At 72.4% G+C, this 16672-nt stretch carries 17 protein-coding genes and 2 pseudogenes; 14 read left to right on the top strand and 5 right to left on the bottom strand.

Features of this window, described 5'->3' with window-relative positions:
- Nucleotides 1-9 precede the first annotated feature (9 nt).
- From FHD63_RS07960 to FHD63_RS16565, 10 genes and pseudogenes are all read left to right on the top strand, one after another.
- Nucleotides 10-831 (top strand): helix-turn-helix transcriptional regulator, encoded by an 822-nt coding sequence (locus FHD63_RS07960; protein WP_238705584.1) that lies wholly within the window; start codon nucleotides 10-12, stop codon nucleotides 829-831.
- A gap of 1 nt (nucleotide 832) precedes the next feature.
- The gene (sufB, locus tag FHD63_RS07955) at nucleotides 833-2254 is read left to right on the top strand and encodes a Fe-S cluster assembly protein SufB (RefSeq protein WP_139721554.1); all 1422 of its coding nucleotides are present in this window, start codon (nucleotides 833-835) and stop codon (nucleotides 2252-2254) included.
- Entirely contained in the window at nucleotides 2254-3468 is a 1215-nt protein-coding gene (gene sufD, locus FHD63_RS07950; protein ID WP_139721552.1) for a Fe-S cluster assembly protein SufD, read from the top strand. The genes sufB and sufD overlap by 1 nt, the downstream gene beginning before the upstream one ends.
- Entirely contained in the window at nucleotides 3465-3803 is a 339-nt protein-coding gene (locus FHD63_RS07945; RefSeq protein ID WP_139721551.1) for a non-heme iron oxygenase ferredoxin subunit, read from the top strand. Before sufD ends, FHD63_RS07945 begins: the two co-directional genes overlap by 4 nt.
- A gap of 48 nt (nucleotides 3804-3851) precedes the next feature.
- Complete coding sequence (gene sufC, locus FHD63_RS07940) at nucleotides 3852-4610, top strand: Fe-S cluster assembly ATPase SufC (RefSeq protein WP_139721549.1); 759 nt, start codon at nucleotides 3852-3854, stop codon at nucleotides 4608-4610.
- Nucleotides 4611-4630: 20 nt separating this feature from the next.
- Nucleotides 4631-5986 (top strand): SufS family cysteine desulfurase, encoded by a 1356-nt coding sequence (locus FHD63_RS07935; RefSeq protein WP_139721547.1) that lies wholly within the window; start codon nucleotides 4631-4633, stop codon nucleotides 5984-5986.
- Nucleotides 5986-6475: pseudogene (gene sufU / locus FHD63_RS07930) on the top strand (Fe-S cluster assembly sulfur transfer protein SufU). The gene FHD63_RS07935 and the pseudogene sufU overlap by 1 nt, the downstream one beginning before the upstream one ends.
- 38 nt (nucleotides 6476-6513) lie before the next feature.
- A complete protein-coding gene (locus tag FHD63_RS07925) occupies nucleotides 6514-6837 on the top strand; it encodes a metal-sulfur cluster assembly factor (protein WP_010148516.1) in 324 nt (107 codons plus the stop codon).
- 16 nt (nucleotides 6838-6853) lie between these two features.
- Nucleotides 6854-7246 (top strand): annotated as a pseudogene (locus FHD63_RS16570) (Vms1/Ankzf1 family peptidyl-tRNA hydrolase); the annotation flags it as partial.
- A gap of 80 nt (nucleotides 7247-7326) precedes the next feature.
- Nucleotides 7327-7509: a Vms1/Ankzf1 family peptidyl-tRNA hydrolase gene (locus tag FHD63_RS16565; protein ID WP_238705843.1), complete on the top strand. Its 183-nt coding sequence runs from the start codon at nucleotides 7327-7329 to the stop codon at nucleotides 7507-7509.
- A 72-nt stretch (nucleotides 7510-7581) separates the two neighbouring features.
- Here FHD63_RS16565 and FHD63_RS07915 read toward each other — a convergent pair whose 3' ends face one another.
- Together FHD63_RS07915 and ypfJ are read right to left on the bottom strand one after the other, a co-directional pair.
- Nucleotides 7582-8928, bottom strand: a complete 1347-nt coding sequence (locus FHD63_RS07915) for a dicarboxylate/amino acid:cation symporter (protein WP_139721545.1) — start codon at nucleotides 8926-8928, stop codon at nucleotides 7582-7584.
- A 94-nt stretch (nucleotides 8929-9022) separates the two neighbouring features.
- Nucleotides 9023-9901: a KPN_02809 family neutral zinc metallopeptidase gene (ypfJ, locus tag FHD63_RS07910; RefSeq protein ID WP_139721544.1), complete on the bottom strand. Its 879-nt coding sequence runs from the start codon at nucleotides 9899-9901 to the stop codon at nucleotides 9023-9025.
- A 165-nt stretch (nucleotides 9902-10066) separates the two neighbouring features.
- Here ypfJ and abc-f point away from each other — a divergent pair, with 165 nt between their 5' ends.
- A complete protein-coding gene (abc-f, locus tag FHD63_RS07905; protein WP_139721541.1) occupies nucleotides 10067-11665 on the top strand; it encodes a ribosomal protection-like ABC-F family protein in 1599 nt (532 codons plus the stop codon).
- 33 nt (nucleotides 11666-11698) lie between these two features.
- Nucleotides 11699-13546 (top strand): ABC transporter ATP-binding protein, encoded by a 1848-nt coding sequence (locus FHD63_RS07900; protein WP_170215595.1) that lies wholly within the window; start codon nucleotides 11699-11701, stop codon nucleotides 13544-13546.
- 19 nt (nucleotides 13547-13565) lie between these two features.
- Here the strand turns inward: FHD63_RS07900 and FHD63_RS07895 are convergent, their stop codons facing one another.
- From FHD63_RS07895 to FHD63_RS07885, 3 genes are read right to left on the bottom strand one after another with little or no spacing between them, the layout of a single operon-like run.
- Nucleotides 13566-14441 carry an SURF1 family cytochrome oxidase biogenesis protein gene (locus FHD63_RS07895; RefSeq protein WP_139721537.1) on the bottom strand — a complete coding sequence of 292 codons (876 nt, stop codon included), beginning with the start codon at nucleotides 14439-14441 and terminating at the stop codon, nucleotides 13566-13568.
- Between the two features lies 1 nt (nucleotide 14442).
- Nucleotides 14443-14664 carry a hypothetical protein gene (locus FHD63_RS07890; RefSeq protein ID WP_139721535.1) on the bottom strand — a complete coding sequence of 74 codons (222 nt, stop codon included), beginning with the start codon at nucleotides 14662-14664 and terminating at the stop codon, nucleotides 14443-14445.
- The gene (locus FHD63_RS07885) at nucleotides 14661-15074 is read right to left on the bottom strand and encodes a DUF3099 domain-containing protein (protein WP_139721533.1); all 414 of its coding nucleotides are present in this window, start codon (nucleotides 15072-15074) and stop codon (nucleotides 14661-14663) included. Before FHD63_RS07885 ends, FHD63_RS07890 begins: the two co-directional genes overlap by 4 nt.
- 28 nt (nucleotides 15075-15102) lie before the next feature.
- On the opposite strand from FHD63_RS07885, the gene fabG reads away from it, so the two are divergent.
- A complete protein-coding gene (gene fabG / locus FHD63_RS07880) occupies nucleotides 15103-15837 on the top strand; it encodes a beta-ketoacyl-ACP reductase (protein WP_139721531.1) in 735 nt (244 codons plus the stop codon).
- Nucleotides 15838-15901: 64 nt separating this feature from the next.
- Nucleotides 15902-16657 carry an enoyl-ACP reductase FabI gene (gene fabI / locus FHD63_RS07875; protein ID WP_139721529.1) on the top strand — a complete coding sequence of 252 codons (756 nt, stop codon included), beginning with the start codon at nucleotides 15902-15904 and terminating at the stop codon, nucleotides 16655-16657.
- Nucleotides 16658-16672: the final 15 nt, after the last annotated feature.

Below are 16672 nucleotides of genomic sequence, written 5' to 3'. Positions count from 1 at the left end.
CACACTGACATGGTGAATATCACGCAGGTGCCCGACGCCATGGCGGAGGTGCACGACGAGTCCCGGACCCGGGACCGCGTGCGTCGCGCCGTGGGGGAGCGGGCGCCGGTGACCGCCAGCGCGCTGGCCAAGGAGCTCGGGCTGACCCCCGCTGCCGTCCGCCGCCACCTCGACGCCCTCGACGAGGCCGGGCTCATCGCCGAGCACGACGGGCCGGTGCCCGGCCGGCGGGGCCGCGGCCGACCCGCGCGGGCCTACGTCCTCACCGCCCTGGGGCAGGAGCAGTTCCGGACCAGCTACGACGGGGTGGCGAACGCCGCGCTGCACTACCTCGCCGACCGGGTCGGGGTCGCGGCGGTCGAGTCCTTCGCCGAGGCGCAGATCGAGCAGCTCGAGCAGCGGCTGCGGGTGGCCGTCGACCGTGCCCTCGCCGACGCCGGGACCGACGACCTGCAGACGCGCACGGCCGCGCTGGCCAAGGCGCTCTCCCACGAGGGGTATGCCGCCTCGGCCCGCCCCGTGGGGGAGGGCACCGGGCTCGCCGGCCTGCAGCTGTGCCAGGGCCACTGCCCGGTGCGCGAGGTGGCGACCGAGTTCCCCCAGTTCTGCGAGGCCGAGACCAAGGCCATCGCCCGCATCCTCGACGTGCACGTCCAGCGGCTGGCGACCCTGGCCGGGGGCGAGCACGTGTGCACCACCTTCGTGCCGATCGGCGCCCTCGGGACCGCACCGCCGAGTGCGGAAGAAAGAGCGAGTGCGCCGCCGTTCGTCATACCGAGGACCCCCGCACCACCAGACCCCACCGACCACACCGCCGACGAGAGGACGTGACATGAGCACCAACATCGAGGAGCTCAACCCGGGCCTGAAGGACCTGGGCAAGTACGAGTACGGCTGGGCCGACCGGGACGAGGCCGGAGCCTCGGCGCGGCGCGGGCTCTCCGAGGCCGTCGTGCGCGACATCTCGGAGAGGAAGAACGAGCCCGAGTGGATGCTGGACCAGCGCCTGAAGGCGCTGCGTCTCTTCGGCAAGAAGCCGATGCCCCACTGGGGCGCGGACCTGTCGGACATCGACTTCGACAACATCAAGTACTTCGTGAAGTCGACGGAGAAGCAGGCCACCAGCTGGGAGGACCTGCCGGAGGACATCCGCAACACCTACGACCGTCTCGGCATCCCGGAGGCCGAGAAGCAGCGGCTCGTCGCCGGCGTCGCCGCGCAGTACGAGTCCGAGGTCGTCTACCACCAGATCCGCGAGGACCTGGAGGAGAAGGGCGTCCTGTTCCTGGACACCGACACCGCCCTGCGCGAGCACGGCGACCTGTTCCGTGAGTACTTCGGGTCGGTCATCCCCTCGGGCGACAACAAGTTCTCCGCCCTCAACACCGCCGTCTGGTCCGGTGGCTCGTTCATCTACGTGCCCAAGGGCGTCCACGTCGACATCCCGCTGCAGGCCTACTTCCGGATCAACACCGAGAACATGGGCCAGTTCGAGCGCACCCTCATCATCGCCGACGAGGGCTCGTCGGTGCACTACGTCGAGGGCTGCACCGCCCCGATCTACAAGACCGACAGCCTGCACAGCGCGGTCGTCGAGATCGTGGTGAAGAAGAACGCCAAGGTGCGCTACACCACCATCCAGAACTGGTCGAACAACGTCTACAACCTCGTCACCAAGCGGGCTACCTGCGACGAGGGCGCGACCATGGAGTGGATCGACGGCAACATCGGGTCCAAGGTCACGATGAAGTACCCGGCCGTCTTCCTCCTCGGCGAGCACTCCAAGGGCGAGACCCTGTCCGTCGCCTTCGCGGGCGAGGGCCAGCACCAGGACGCCGGTTCCAAGATGGTGCACGCCGCCCCGCACACCTCCTCGACCATCGTGTCGAAGTCGGTGGCCCGTGGTGGCGGCCGGTCGTCCTACCGCGGCCTGGTGCAGATCAACGAGGGCGCGCACCACAGCCGCTCCTCGGTCGTCTGCGACGCGCTGCTGGTCGACCAGATCTCCCGGTCCGACACCTACCCCTACGTCGACGTCCGCGAGGACGACGTGCAGATGGGCCACGAGGCCACCGTGTCCAAGGTGTCCGAGGACCAGATGTTCTACCTCATGTCCCGAGGCATGTCCGAGACCGAGGCCATGGCCATGATCGTGCGCGGCTTCGTGGAGCCGATCGCCCGCGAGCTGCCCATGGAGTACGCCCTCGAGCTCAACCGCCTCATCGAGCTGCAGATGGAAGGAGCCGTCGGCTGATGTCTCTGCTTGTCGACGACAGGACTCATCAGGACCCCCAGGCCCAGATCGGCGGGGACCACCGCATCCCCGACCAGTCCCGCGCGGCCCGCGCCCGGTCCTTCGAGGTGGACACCTTCGGGGTGCCCACCGGCCGCGAGGAGGAGTGGCGGTTCACCCCGGTCGACCGCCTGGCCGGCCTCTTCTCCGACACCGCGAGCGACGACCGTGACGGCGACGCCGCCGCGGAGCACACCGTCCGCGCGTCGGAGGAGGTGACCGTCTCCACGCTGGCCCCGGGCCAGGCGCCCCGCGGCACCGTGCTGGTGCCCGAGGACCGTGGCGCGGCCGTCGCCTCGGCCAACACGCAGGAGGCGCTGCACCTGGCGATCGCCGCCGACGCCGAGCTCGCGCAGCCCGTGCGGGTCGACGTGGCGGGCCGTGGCGCGGGGCGTCGTTCCAACGCCCACGTGGTCCTGGAGGCGGGTGCGCACAGCAAGGCGCTCGTCATCCTCGACCACACCGGGGCCGCGGACCACACCGGCAACCTCGAGGTGCTCGTCGGGGACGGCGCGGACGTCACCGTCGTGTCCTTGCAGCGCTGGGACGACGAGGCGCTGCACCTCGCCCAGCACGAGGCGCTGGTGGGCCGGGACGCGACCTACAAGCACATCGCGGTCTCCATCGGCGGCGGCATCGTGCGGATGAACTCCAACGTCCGGTATGCCGGCCCCGGCGGCGACGCGACCCTGCTCGGCGTCTACTTCGCCGACGCCGGCCAGCACCTGGAGCACCGCTCCTTCGTCGACCACAACGCCCCGCGGTGCACCTCGCTGGTGACCTACAAGGGCGCGCTGCAGGGCGACACGGCCCGGACCGTCTGGGTGGGCGACGTGCTCATCCGCGCCGAGGCCGAGGGCATCGACACCTACGAGCTCAACCGCAACCTCGTGCTCACCGACGGCGCCCGCGCCGACTCGGTCCCCAACCTGGAGATCGAGACCGGTGACATCGCCGGCGCCGGCCACGCGAGCTCGACCGGCCGGTTCGACGACGAGCAGCTCTTCTACCTCATGTCCCGCGGGATCACCGAGGACGAGGCGCGTCGACTGGTCGTGCGCGGCTTCTTCGCCGACATCATCGCCAAGATCGGGGTCCCCGAGGTCGTGGAGACGCTCATGACCGCGATCGACGAGGAGCTGTCGCTCACCATGGGGAGGACCCCCGCCGCATGAGCGCGCCCGTCCGTGTCTGCTCCGTCGACGAGCTGCCCTCCCAGGTGGGGGCGGTCGTCGCCGAGATCGAGGGTCGACGCGTGGCGATCGCCCGCGACTCCGAGGGCCAGCTGCACGCCTTCGACGACACCTGCAGCCACGCCAACGTCAGCCTGGCCGAGGGCGAGATCGAGGGCCGGCACATCGAGTGCTGGCTGCACGGCTCCCAGTTCAACATGACCACCGGGGCCCCCGAGCAGCTGCCCGCCACCATCCCGATCGCCGTGCACGAGCTGACGGTGGACGAGGACGGCAACGTCCTCGTCACCCTCAGCACCACCGCGGCCGGTGTCTGAGACCGGCCTGCGACCACGACCTACCCACCTGTTGCACCAAGGAGAAGCATGACCACCCTGGAGATCAAGAACCTGCAGGTCAGCGTCGAGACCGAGGACTCCGCCAAGGAGATCCTCAAGGGTGTCGACCTCACCATCAACTCCGGCGAGACGCACGCCATCATGGGCCCCAACGGCTCGGGCAAGTCGACCCTGGCCTACGCGATCGCCGGCCACCCGAAGTACACCGTGACCGGCGGCGAGGTCCTGCTGGACGGCGAGGACGTCCTGGCCATGGGCGTCGACGAGCGGGCGCAGGCGGGGCTCTTCCTCGCGATGCAGTACCCCGTCGAGGTGCCCGGCGTCACCGTGTCCAACTTCCTGCGGACGGCCAAGACCTCGATCGACGGCGAGGCCCCCAAGCTGCGCCACTGGGTCAAGGACGTCAAGGTCGCCATGGAGTCGCTGCGCATGGACCCGGCGTTCGCCGAGCGCAACGTCAACGAGGGCTTCTCCGGTGGTGAGAAGAAGCGCCACGAGATCCTGCAGATGGAGCTCATCGAGCCCAAGATCGCCATCCTCGACGAGACCGACTCCGGGCTCGACGTGGACGCGCTCAAGGTGGTCTCCGAGGGCGTGAACCGGATCAAGGACAAGACCGGGCTGGGCGTCATGCTCATCACCCACTACACCCGCATCCTGCGCTACATCCAGCCCGACTACGTGCACGTCTTCATCAACGGCCGGGTGGCCGAGTCCGGCGGCCGCGACCTGGCCGACCGGCTCGAGGAGGAGGGCTACGACCGCTTCCTCCCCGCCGGCGTCTGAGCGCGGCAGGAGACCGGGGTATGACGACGGGACAGCTGGCGGCGCAGCCGCTGAGCGAGGTGGAGATCGCCCGGATCCGGGCGGACTTCCCCCTGCTCAGCCGCACCGTGCGCGGCGGGCGTCCCCTCGTCTACCTCGACAGCGGCGCCACCTCGCAGAAGCCCCGGGTCGTGCTCGACGCCGAGCGGGAGTTCTACGAGCGGCACAACGCCGCCGTCCACCGGGGCGCCCACCAGCTGGCCGAGGAGGCCACCGACGCCTTCGAGGGCGCGCGGGAGACCGTCGCGCGCTTCCTCGGGGCGGACCCCGGCGAGGTCGTCTTCACCAAGAACGGCACCGAGGGCCTCAACCTGCTGGCCTACGCCTTCTCCAACGCGGGGGCGCCAGGTGCCCTGGACGGTGCGGACGAGGCCTGGGCGCGGCGGCTGCGGCTCGGCCCCGGTGACGAGGTCGTGGTGACCGAGATGGAGCACCACGCCAACCTCGTGCCGTGGCAGGAGCTGTGCCGGCGCACCGGGGCCACCCTGCGCTGGCTCGGGGTGGAGGACGACGGCGAGCTGGACGTCTCCCGGGTCGGCGAGGTCGTGGGGGAGCGGACCAGGGTGGTCGCGCTGACCCACGTCTCCAACGTGCTCGGCACCGTCAACGACCTCGGCCCCGGGTCACCGGTCGTCGCGGCGGCCCGCGCGGTCGGCGCGCTGGTCGTCGTGGACGCCTGCCAGTCCGCCCCGCACCTCGACATCCGTGCCCTCGCCGCGGACGACTCCGGGGTGGACGCCCTGGTGTTCACGGGACACAAGACCCTGGGCCCCAGCGGCGTCGGCGTGCTCTGGGCGCGACGGGGCCTGCTGGAGGCCATGCCGCCCTTCCTCACCGGCGGCTCGATGATCGAGGTCGTCCGCATGGAGGGGTCCTCATGGGCCCCGCCGCCGGCGAAGTTCGAGGCGGGGGTGCCCATGGCCGCGCAGGCCGTCGGCCTCGCCGCCGGGCTCGACTACCTCACCGAGGTGGGGCTGGACCGCGTGCACGCGCACGACCAGCAGCTCATGCGGCATACCCTCGACCTGCTGGCCGAGCGGCCCTGGCTGCGCGTCCTCGGGCCGCAGGACCCGGCCCGCCGGGTCGGGGCGGTCGCCTTCGTCGCGGACGGGGTGCACCCGCACGACGTGGGCCAGGTGCTCGACGACTCGGGGGTCGCCGTCCGCACGGGCCACCACTGCGCGTGGCCGCTGCACCGCCGGCTGCGGGTCCCCGCCTCGACCCGCGCGAGCTTCGGGATCTACACCAGCCTGGAGGAGGTCGACGCCCTCGCCGAGGCGCTCGACCGGGTGCCCGCCCATCTTCGGACTGGTGGGATGAGAGGAGCGCGACGCTGATGGACCTGTACGGCGAGCTCATCCTCGACCACGCGAAGCGGCCGCAGCACGCCGGTCTGCGCGAGCCCCTTCGACGTCGAGGTCAACCACGTCAACCCCACCTGCGGCGACGAGATCAGCCTGCGGGTGCACCTCGAGACCGTGACCGGTGGCGCGCAGGACGGTGCGGCCGTGCTGCGCGACGTGTCCTACGACGCGCTCGGCTGCTCGATCTCCGTGGCCTCCGCCTCGGTGCTCGCCGAGGAGTGCCTCGGCCGACCGGTCGCCGACACCCTGGTGACCTACCGGCACCTGCACGCCATGCTGACCAGCCGCGGGGAGGACCCCGGCGACGCCGAGCAGATCGGCGACGCGGTGGCCTTCGCGGGAGTCGCGAAGTACCCCGCCCGCGTCAAGTGCGCCCTGCTGCCCTGGACCGCCTACCTCGACGCCCTCGCGCGCGCCGGTGCGGACATCTCCGCCACCAGCGAGCGACCCGAGGGCGCCTGACCGACCACCTGACCCGACGCCCACCTCTGGAGGAACGCATGACCACCACCACCCCGCCCAACGTCGCCGACGTCGAGGAGGCCCTGCGCGACGTCGTGGACCCCGAGCTCGGGATCAACGTCGTCGACCTCGGCCTCGTCTACGGCGTCACCGTGGACGCGGCCAGCCACGCCGTCATCGACATGACCCTCACCTCGGCCGCCTGCCCGTTGACCGACGTCATCGAGGACCAGGTCGCGCAGAGCCTGGAGGGCCTGGTGACCAGCCACCGCATCAACTGGGTCTGGATGCCGCCGTGGGGCCCGGACAAGATCACCGAGGACGGGCGCGAGCAGCTGCGCGCGCTCGGCTTCAACGTCTGAGGCGCGAGCCTCGCCGATGACCTCGACCCACCTCGTCGACGTCGCTCCCGAGCGGCTCGCGGGGTGGGTCGAGCGGTTCACGGCCTCCCACGGGCCGCTGTCCTGGTCGGTCCTGACCGACGACCCGGCCGGGGCCTGGGAGGCCCGGGCCCAGGACGGCTCGTGGGCGGCGCTGAGGTCCTGGCGGCCGGTGCCGCGGGGAGGCTCCGCCGGGCCGGAGCCCGGGTGGGAGGCGCCGCCCGCGCTGCTCGTCGTCCTCGCGCGCCGGGGCGGGTATGCCGTCGCCCTCGTCGGTCCGGACGGCGCGCTGGAGCGGCACAAGGTCGGCACCCGCCACGTGCAGTCGCGCACGGCGGCCGGGGGGTGGAGCCAGCAGCGCTTCGCCCGCCGCCGGGGGAACCAGGCGGACGCGCTCGTCGAGGCGGTGGCGGGACACACCTCGCGCCTCCTGGAGGAGGCGTCGGCCGCGCGGGGGCCGCGCCCGAGGGGTTGGTCCTGGGCGGGGACCGGAGCCTGGCCGACGCGGTCCTCGAGGAGCTGCCGGCGGCCACGGCGTCCGTGCGCGGGCTGCCGCGTCGCGTGCTGTGGGACCTGCCGGACCCGCGCCGGCGCGTCCTGGACGACGCCGTCCGCCGCGGCCGTGCGGTGCGCGTCGAGGTGCACAACGCCTGACCCCGCCACCCCGGTGGTGCCGGGGGGACGGGGTCGAGGGTCGGGCTCGTGGCCGGAGGACCGGCCGGGGGCTCAGGAGGCGGCCGCGGCCGTGCTCGGCGCCGGCTCCTCCGGCTGCTCCTGGGCCCAGGGCAGGCCGCGACGGTCGCCGTCGTAGACCTCCTGGTCGAGGATGCCCTCGCGCTTGGCCACGATGGTGGGGACGAGCGCCTGGCCGGTGACGTTGGTGGCGGTGCGCCCCATGTCGAGGATCGGGTCGACCGCGAGGAGCAGGCCCACGCCCTCCAGCGGCAGCCCCAGCGTGGACAGCGTCAGCGTGAGCATGACGGTCGCACCGGTGACGCCCGCCGTGGCGGCGGAGCCGAGCACCGAGACGAACGCGATGAGGAGGTACTCGGTCACGCCGAGGTCGACGCCGAAGAACTGGGCGACGAAGATCGCGGCGACGGCCGGGTAGACCGCGGCGCAGCCGTCCATCTTGGTCGTGGCACCCAGCGGCACGGCGAAGGCCGCGTAGGCGCGGGGCACGCCGAGGTTGTGCTCGGTGACGGACTGGGTGACCGGCAGGGTGCCGATCGAGGAGCGGGACACGAAGCCCAGCTGCATGGCCGGCCACACACCGGTGAAGAACTGCTTGATCGACAGGCCGTGCAGGCGGAGCAGGACGGGGTAGAGGACGCCCACGACGAGCAGCAGGCCCGCGTAGATCGCGAGGGTGAACCGGCCGAGGGACCCGATGGTCTCCCAGCCGTAGGACACGATGGCGTTGCCCAGCAGGCCGACGGTCGCGAGCGGGGCCAGCAGGATGACCCACCACAGGACCTTCTGGACCACGGTGAGCGCGGAGCGGGTGAAGGCGAGGAAGGGGTCCGCGTCCTTGCCGACCTTGACGACCGCGACCCCGACCGCGATGGCCAGGATGAGGATCTGCAGGACGTTGAAGGACAGGCTGACGCCGTCGTCGCCCTCCCGGGCGTAGATCCCGAGGCTGTTGGCCGGGATGAGGCCGGTGAGGAAGTCCAGCCAGCCGCCGGTGCTCGAGGGTGCGGCGGCGTCGGCCTCGGTGACCCCAGCGCCGCGGGCGGGGTCGACGACCCAGCCGACGACCATACCGATGGAGACCGAGATCAGGGCGGTGATCGCGAACCACAGCAGCGTCTGCCAGGCCAGGCGGGCCGCGTTGGTCACCTGGCGCAGGTTGGCGATCGAGGACACGATCGCGAGGAAGACCAGCGGCGGCACGATGGTGCGCAGCAGGGTGACGAACGAGGAGCCGATGATGGACAACGTCTCGGACAACCAGGTGGGGTTGTCGGCGCTGGCGCCGGTGGACCGGGCCACGAGACCCAGGACGACACCGAGCACGAGACCGATGAGCACCTGGGTGCCGAAGGACACCCGACGAAGACGGGACAGCACGGCGGAACCTTCCGGTGGGGGATGAGGTGATGCAACCCTCGTCCCAACAGGGCGTTATGGCCCCGCTATTCCGTCGTCCGAGGTGTGACCTCGCTCACCCCTCGTAGTCGTCGACGCTGCTCGCGTTGAGGGTGTCGCAGCGGTTGGCGTCGCCGGACTCGTAGCCGCGCATGAACCACCCCATCCGCTGCTCGGAGCTGCCGTGGCTCCAGGTGTGCGGGGTGACCTGTCCCTGCACCCGCTCCTGGATGGAGTCGTCGCCGACGGCCGAGGCGGCCGACAGCGCGGACTCGACGTCCTCGCGGGTCAGCTCCTCGAGCAGGGCGTTGCCCGCGTCGTCCTCGGTGCGGGTCGCGTTGCCCGCCCAGGCGCCGGCGAAGCAGTCCGCCTGCAGCTCGACGCGGACCGCGCCGGACTCCGGCCCCCGGGGGTCCTGCTGGGAGTACTGCAGGGCACCGGTCCAGTTCTGGACGTGGTGGCCGTACTCGTGGGCGAGGACGTACATCTGGCTGAAGCTGCCCCCGTCCGCGCCCAGCTGGCCCTCGAGCTGGTCGAAGAACCCGGTGTCGAGGTAGATGCGCCGGTCCAGCGGGCAGTAGAAGGGCCCGACGGCGCTGGAGGCGGACCCGCACTGGGTCTGCACCGACCCGGAGAAGAGGATAGCCGTGGTCGGCTCGGCGTCGGGCAGCACGGCCGTCCAGTAGTCCTCCAGCGAGACCATGGTGGCCTTCATCCGACAGTCGACGTCGGCGTTGGCGTCGGCGCCCGTCTGGCACTCGGCCAGGTCGACATTCTCCGCCTGCGGCGACTCCTCCTGCGCGGAGCCGAGGACCTGCCCCGGGTCACCGCCGAGCAGCATGACCACCAGCGCCAGCACCAGGGCACCGAGGCCGCCGCCGACCGCCACCTTGCCGCCGCCCCCGGCACGACGGGCCCGCCCGCCGCCGATGTTGGCGTTCTCCCTGAAGGTCATCGATGCTCCGTCCCGGTGCGTCCGCGCCGGTCGGAGGACCGGAGCCACAGCGCGTAGACTAGTCACCTGCCCCCTGGGACGCACCCGAGGCCGTCCGGGAGGCACCACACCCCTCCCGCAGCGCCGTCCCCCCGTGCTGCCCGCCGCCCGAGAAGGAGCCCGCCCGTGATCAGCGCAGCCGGTGTCGAGATCCGGGTGGGCTCCCGCCTGCTCATGGAGGACGTCACCTTCCGCGTCGGTCCCGGGGACCGCGTCGGTCTGGTCGGGCGCAACGGCGCCGGCAAGACGACCCTCACCCGGCTGCTCTCCGGCGAGGGGCAGCCGGCCGGCGGCACCATCACCCGCACGGGGCAGATCGGCTACCTCCCGCAGGACCCCCGCACCGGGGACCTGGAGGTGCTCGGGCGGGACCGCATCCTCTCCGCGCGCGGGCTCGACGAGATCATCCGCGGGCTGCGCCGGGCGGAGGAGACCATGGCCGCCGCCGACGGCGAGGAGCGCGACCGGGCGATGGCGCGCTACACGCGGCTGGACGCGGAGTTCAGCAGCCGCGGAGGGTATGCCGCCGAGTCCGAGGCCGCCTCGATCGCCAGCAGCCTGGGCCTGCCGGACCGGGTCCTCGAGCAGCCCCTGCGCACCCTCTCCGGCGGGCAGCGCCGCCGCATCGAGCTGGCGCGCATCCTCTTCTCCGGCGCCGACACGCTCCTGCTCGACGAGCCGACCAACCACCTGGACGCCGACTCGGTCGCCTGGCTGCGCGAGCACCTCAAGTCCCACACCGGCGGCCTCATGGTGATCTCGCACGACGTCGACCTCATCGAGACCGTCGTGACGAAGGTCTTCTACCTCGACGCGAACCGGCAGGTCCTGGACGTCTACAACATGGGGTGGAAGTCCTACCTCGCCCAGCGCGAGGCCGACGAGCGGCGGCGCCACCGGGAGCGCGCCAACACCGAGAAGAAGGCCACCGCGCTGCTGGCGCAGGCCGACAAGATGCGCGCGAAGGCGACCAAGGCGGTGGCCGCCCAGAACATGGCCCGCCGGGCCGAGCGCATGATGGCCGGGCTGGAGGGCGAGCGGCAGAGCGACAAGGTGGCCAAGCTGCGCTTCCCGACCCCGGCCTCCTGCGGCCGGACCCCGCTCACCGCGGAGGGCCTGTCCCGGTCCTACGGCAGCCTGGAGATCTTCACCGACGTCGACCTGGCGATCGACCGCGGCTCGAAGGTCGTGGTGCTCGGGCTCAACGGTGCCGGCAAGACCACCCTGCTGCGCCTGCTCGCGGGCATCGACGACCCGGACACGGGCGAGGTCCAGCCCGGCCACGGGCTCAAGCTCGGCTACTACGCCCAGGAGCACGAGACCCTCGACGTGCGGCGCAGCGTGCTGGACAACATGAAGTCGGCCGCGCCCGACCTGGACGAGACCGAGACCCGCAAGGTCCTGGGCTCCTTCCTCTTCTCCGGCGACGACGTCGACAAGCCCGCGGGCGTGCTGTCCGGTGGGGAGAAGACGCGGCTGGCCCTGGCCACCCTCGTCGTGTCCGCCGCCAACGTGCTGCTCCTGGACGAGCCGACCAACAACCTCGACCCGGCCTCCCGGGAAGAGGTGCTGTCCGCGCTGCGTTCCTACGAGGGGGCCGTCGTCCTGGTCAGCCACGACGAGGGCGCCGTCCGGGCCCTGGAGCCCGAGCGGGTGCTCCTGCTCCCCGACGGGGTCGAGGACCTGTGGGGACGTGACTACGAAGATCTCATCGCCCTGGCCTGAGGGCGTCAGGAAGGTGGCCCAGTGACGGTCGGTATGCGCGGCGGCTCGTTCCGCAGCTTCGCCCAGGACCGCAGCGTCCAGGACCGGCGGATCGGGAGGGACACCGCGCGCCGGGTCGCGTCCTACGGTCGCCCCTTCCTCGGCCGGATCGCCGCCTACCTCGCACTGACCATCGTGGCCGGGGCCATCGTCACCGCGGTGCCGCTGCTGCTGGGCCGCATCATCGACGACGGCGTCGAGGTGGGGGACCGCGACGTCGTCGTCCGGCTCTCCCTCCTGGTCGCGGGTCTCGCGGTGCTCGAGGCGGTGGTGACCATCGTCACGCGCTGGTTCGGCTCCCGGATCGGCGAGGGTCTCATCTACCACCTGCGGCGCCAGGTCTTCGCGCACGTCCTGCGCCAGCCGATCGCCTTCTTCACCCGCGCCCAGACCGGCGCCCTCGTCTCGCGGCTCAACACCGACGTCATCGGCGCCCAGACCGCGTTCACCTCCATCCTGTCCGGCTTCGTCAGCAGCCTGGTGCAGCTGGTGCTCATCCTCGTGGCGCTGTTCTCCATGAGCTGGCAGATCACCCTGCTGGCCCTGGCCCTCGTGCCGCTGTTCATCGTCCCGGCGCGCTTCATGGGGGCCCGGCTCTCCGCGCTGACCCGGCGCCAGATGGGGCTCAACGCCGACATGCAGGCGCGGATGACCGAGCGCTTCAACGTCGGTGGCGCCCTGCTCGTGCGGCTCTTCGGGCGGCCGGCGACCGAGGACGAGGAGTATGCCGAGCGTGCCGCCGGGGTGCGCGACTCCGGGATCGCCATCGCGGTCAACCGGGTGTTCTTCATGGCGGCGCTGGGTCTGGTCGCGGCGCTGGCCACCGCGCTGGTCTACGGCATGGGCGGACTCATGGTCGTCTCGGGGTCGCTCACGACCGGCACCCTGGTCGCCATGTCCACGCTGCTCACCCGGATGTACGGCCCGCTCACCTCGCTGTCCAACGTGCGGGTGGACATCATGACCGCCCTGGTGAGCTTCGAGCGGATCTTCGAGGTGCTCGACCTTCGCCCGCTGGTGGGTGAGGCGGACCGGCCCCGCGCCATCCCCTCCGGGCCGGTGTCGGTGGAGCTCGAGGGCGTCAGCTTCGCCTACCCCTCCGCCGACGAGGTGTCCATCGCCTCGCTCGAGCAGCGCCCGGGGGCCGAGACCCAGGACGGTCACCAGGTGCTGCAGGACGTCACCGCGACCGTGCCGGCCGGGTCCATGGTGGCGCTCGTCGGACCCTCGGGCGCCGGCAAGACCACCCTCACCACCCTGGTGGCGCGGCTCTACGACCCCTCGGCGGGGCGGGTGCGGATCGGCGGGGTGGACCTGCGGGACGTGTCCTTCGACGCGCTGCGCGAGACGGTGGGGGTGGTGACGCAGGAGGCGCACATGTTCAACGACACCGTGCGCGCCAACCTGCTCTACGCCCGGCCCGAGGCCAGCGAGACCCAGATCTGGCACGCCCTCGAGGGCGCCCGGATCGCCGACCTCGTCCGGCGTCTGCCGGACGGCCTGGACACCGTGGTCGGGGACCGCGGCCACCGGCTCTCCGGCGGGGAGAAGCAGCGGCTGGCCATCGCCCGTCTGCTGCTCAAGTCACCGGCCGTGGTGGTGCTCGACGAGGCGACCGCCCACCTGGACAGCGAGTCCGAGGCGGCGGTCCAGCGCGCGCTGGACGAGGCGCTGCAGGGGCGCACCTCGCTCGTCATCGCCCACCGCCTCTCGACGGTGCGCGACGCCGACGAGATCCTCGTGCTGGAGCACGGGCGGGTCGTCCAGCGCGGCACCCACGAGCAGCTGCTCGCCGAGGGCGGTCTCTACGCCGCGCTCTACCGCACCCAGTTCCGCGACTGACCCCGCACCGGAGGGCGGGTCAGACGTCCTCCTCGTCCCAGATGCGGACCTTGCGGCTGCGCGGGGGGCGGCGGCGGCCCGGCGGCGTGGCCGAGGCGCCGGAGGAGGCCCCCACCAGCGATCGGTCCCCGCCGTCGACGTCGGCGGTGTCGCGACCACGTCCGGACCCGGCCAGGGCCTCGTCCTGCGCCTCGCGACGAGCCATGACGAGCACGAGCACGACACCGACCGGCACGGTGAGCCACCACTGGAGCGCGTAGGCGAGGTGCGAGCCGAGGCCGGTGTCGGGCGCCGGGAGCGGCTCGGGGCGGGACGCCGGCGCCGGCTGCTCGCCCTCCAGCACGAGGTAGGCCGGGCGCAGGTCCAGGCCGGTCGCCGCGGCGAGCCCGTCCACGCTGATCGAGGCGAGCTGCCCCTGGACCGGCGCACGGCCGAGGTCACGCTCGGGGGGCAGCAACCACCCGGTGACCGTCACCTCGCCGGTGGGGGCGTCCGGCACGTCCGGCAGCTGCTGGGCCGTGGGGGCGTTCCGGACCCAGCCGCGGTCCACCGCGAGCGCCGACCCGTCCGGCAGGGCCAGGGGCACCAGCACCTCGTAGCCGAAGACGCCCTCGTAGGGACGGTTGCGGACGAGGTGCTGCTCGTCGGCGAGGTAGCGACCGGTCGCCTCGACCCGCGTCCACCGCTGCGGGTCCGCGAGCTCGCCCTCGCGGCCCAGGGCCTCGTCCAGGGGCACCGGAGCCTGCCCGTAGTTCGCCTCGACCACGGCGCGGTCCTCGACCCTGCCCTGGTGCCGGTGCCACTGCCAGGAGCCCAGGCCCGCGGTGATGACCGCGAACAGCACGGCGAGCGCGAGGTAGCCGAGCCAGCGGGGTCGGCGCAGGACCTGCCACACCTCAGCCGTCCGCCTCGGTCAGCTCGTCCACCCCGACGACCTCGAGGAGGAAGCCGCGCAGCTGCAGGAAGTCGCGCAGGTGCTCCTCGTGCGCGGGGCAGGCCAGCCACACCTTGCGGCGGTCGGGGGTGTGCAGCCTCGGGTTGCGCCACACGACGGCGCGTCCGGCCTGCCGACGGCACGCCTTGGCGCTGCAGACGAGACCGGGTCCGGCCGGCGTCACGACGCGTCGGGGCCGCGTGGGGTGTGCCGGTCGCCCACGACCGTGCCGCTGATGACCGTCGCGCTGCGGGCACCGTCGGCGGCGGCCGGGTCGGGCACGGGGCCGGTGCCCAGGCCGCGGGTCGGCGCCTGGGGCGCGGACGCCGGGCCGCGCCTCTGGTCGACCGCGTTGGCGACCATGACCGCGAACGCGGGGATGACCACGGCGAGGAAGACGGCCACCCAGGCGAGGGCGTACCGCTGGGTCGTGAACGCCCACACCGCGACGGGGAAGGAGACCGTCCGGATGCCCATGGCCGTGAGGTACTGCCACATCCGACGCTTCCGGTCGTCCTCGACGGAGCGTCGGGCGCTCGTCACCCCCTGCGCCGGGCGTCGTGCTCCGGCGCGCGGGGCGGAGGAGGTGGGCACATCTCCACGATACGACTACGGTGGCCCCGTGACGAATCCCAGCGACCCCTCCGTCCCCCCGGCCGCCGTGCTCGTGACCGGTGGCAACCGCGGTATCGGTCTGGCCATCGCCCGCGCGTTCGCCGAGGCCGGCGACGACGTCGTCATCACCCACCGCAGCGGCGAGCCCCCCGAGGGCCTGCGCGGTGTGCGCTGCGACGTGACCGACGCAGCCAGCGTGGACGCCGCCTTCACCGAGGCCGAGCAGCTGCTCGGACGCCCGGTGGACGTGCTCGTCGCCAACGCCGGCATCACCAAGGACACCCTGCTCATGCGGATGAGCGACGAGGAGTTCGAGTCGGTCCTGGACACCAACCTCGCCGGTGCCTTCCGGTGCGCGCGCCGCGCGTCCAAGGGCATGATCCGGGCCCGCGCGGGACGGATCATCCTCATCTCCTCCGTGGTGGGGCTCTACGGCTCGCCGGGGCAGACCAACTACGCCGCGTCCAAGGCCGGGCTCGTCGGCCTCGCCCGCTCGATTACCCGTGAGCTGGGGGGACGCGGCATCACCGCCAACGTCGTCGCCCCCGGGTTCATCGAGACGGAGATGACCGAGCAGCTGTCCGAGGACCGGCGCGCGACCTACCTGTCCGGCATCCCCGCCGGGAGGTTCGCCCGGCCCGAGGAGGTGGCCGGGGTCGTGCGCTTCCTCGCCGGCCCCGACGCGGCCTACATCAGCGGCGCGGTGATCCCCGTCGACGGCGGGCTCGGGATGGGCCACTGAACCAGACCGGCGACACGGGCCGGGAGGCGGCGGATCACGCCGGGGGACGCACTAGAGTTCCCCCATGCTCCTCGAGGGAAAGAAGCTCCTGATCACCGGTGTCCTCATGGACTCCTCCATCGCCTTCCACGTGGCCCGGCTCGCCCAGGAGCAGGGAGCCGAGGTGGTGCTCACCTCGTTCGGCCGGACGTTGAAGATCACCCAGGCCATCAGCCGCCGGCTGCCGCGGGCCGCGCCGGTCATCGAGCTGGACGTGCAGAACGACGAGCACCTCGACACCCTGGCGGACCGCGTCGGTGAGCACACCGACCACCTCGACGGGGTGCTGCACTCCATCGGCTTCGCCCCGCGGGGGGCCTTCGACTTCCTCGGGGCGTCGTGGGAGGACGTCGCGACGGCGATGCAGGTCAGCGCCTACTCCCTGAAGTCGCTGGCGGTGGCCGCCCTGCCGCGTATGCGCGAGGGAGGCGCGGTCGTCGGGCTCACCTTCGACGCGCAGTACGCCTGGCCGGTCTACGACTGGATGGGTGTCTCCAAGGCGGCCTTCGAGGCGACCAGCCGCTACCTCGCCCGGGACCTGGGGCCGAAGGGCATCCGCTCCAACCTCGTCTCCGCCGGGCCGATCTCGACCACGGCGGCCAAGTCGATCCCGGAGTTCGACCAGTTCGCCCGGTGGAGCGAGCACTCGCCCCTGGGCTGGGACGTCAAGGACCCGGTCCCGGCGGCCCAGGCGTGCGTGGCGCTGCTGTCCGACTGGTTCCCGGCGACGACCGGCGAGATCGTGCACGTGGACGGCGGCTTCCACGCCACCGGCTTCTGAGCCGAGGTCCTCCTC

Source organism: Serinicoccus chungangensis, from assembly GCF_006337125.1.
Taxonomy (GTDB): Bacteria; Actinomycetota; Actinomycetes; order Actinomycetales; family Dermatophilaceae; genus Ornithinicoccus; species Ornithinicoccus chungangensis.
This window is presented reverse-complemented; position numbering and strand designations above follow the sequence as displayed.

Coding starts and splice junctions, on each gene's coding strand:
- sufC (WP_139721549.1), top strand. CDS start 3,852: ATGACCACCCTGGAGATCAAGAACCTGCAGGTCAGCGTCGAGACCGAG.
- FHD63_RS07945 (WP_139721551.1), top strand. CDS start 3,465: ATGAGCGCGCCCGTCCGTGTCTGCTCCGTCGACGAGCTGCCCTCCCAG.
- sufB (WP_139721554.1), top strand. CDS start 833: ATGAGCACCAACATCGAGGAGCTCAACCCGGGCCTGAAGGACCTGGGC.
- FHD63_RS07900 (WP_170215595.1), top strand. CDS start 11,699: ATGCGCGGCGGCTCGTTCCGCAGCTTCGCCCAGGACCGCAGCGTCCAG.
- FHD63_RS07960 (WP_238705584.1), top strand. CDS start 10: ATGGTGAATATCACGCAGGTGCCCGACGCCATGGCGGAGGTGCACGAC.
- ypfJ (WP_139721544.1), bottom strand. CDS start 9,901: ATGACCTTCAGGGAGAACGCCAACATCGGCGGCGGGCGGGCCCGTCGT.
- FHD63_RS07925 (WP_010148516.1), top strand. CDS start 6,514: ATGACCACCACCACCCCGCCCAACGTCGCCGACGTCGAGGAGGCCCTG.
- fabI (WP_139721529.1), top strand. CDS start 15,902: ATGCTCCTCGAGGGAAAGAAGCTCCTGATCACCGGTGTCCTCATGGAC.
- sufD (WP_139721552.1), top strand. CDS start 2,254: ATGTCTCTGCTTGTCGACGACAGGACTCATCAGGACCCCCAGGCCCAG.
- FHD63_RS07935 (WP_139721547.1), top strand. CDS start 4,631: ATGACGACGGGACAGCTGGCGGCGCAGCCGCTGAGCGAGGTGGAGATC.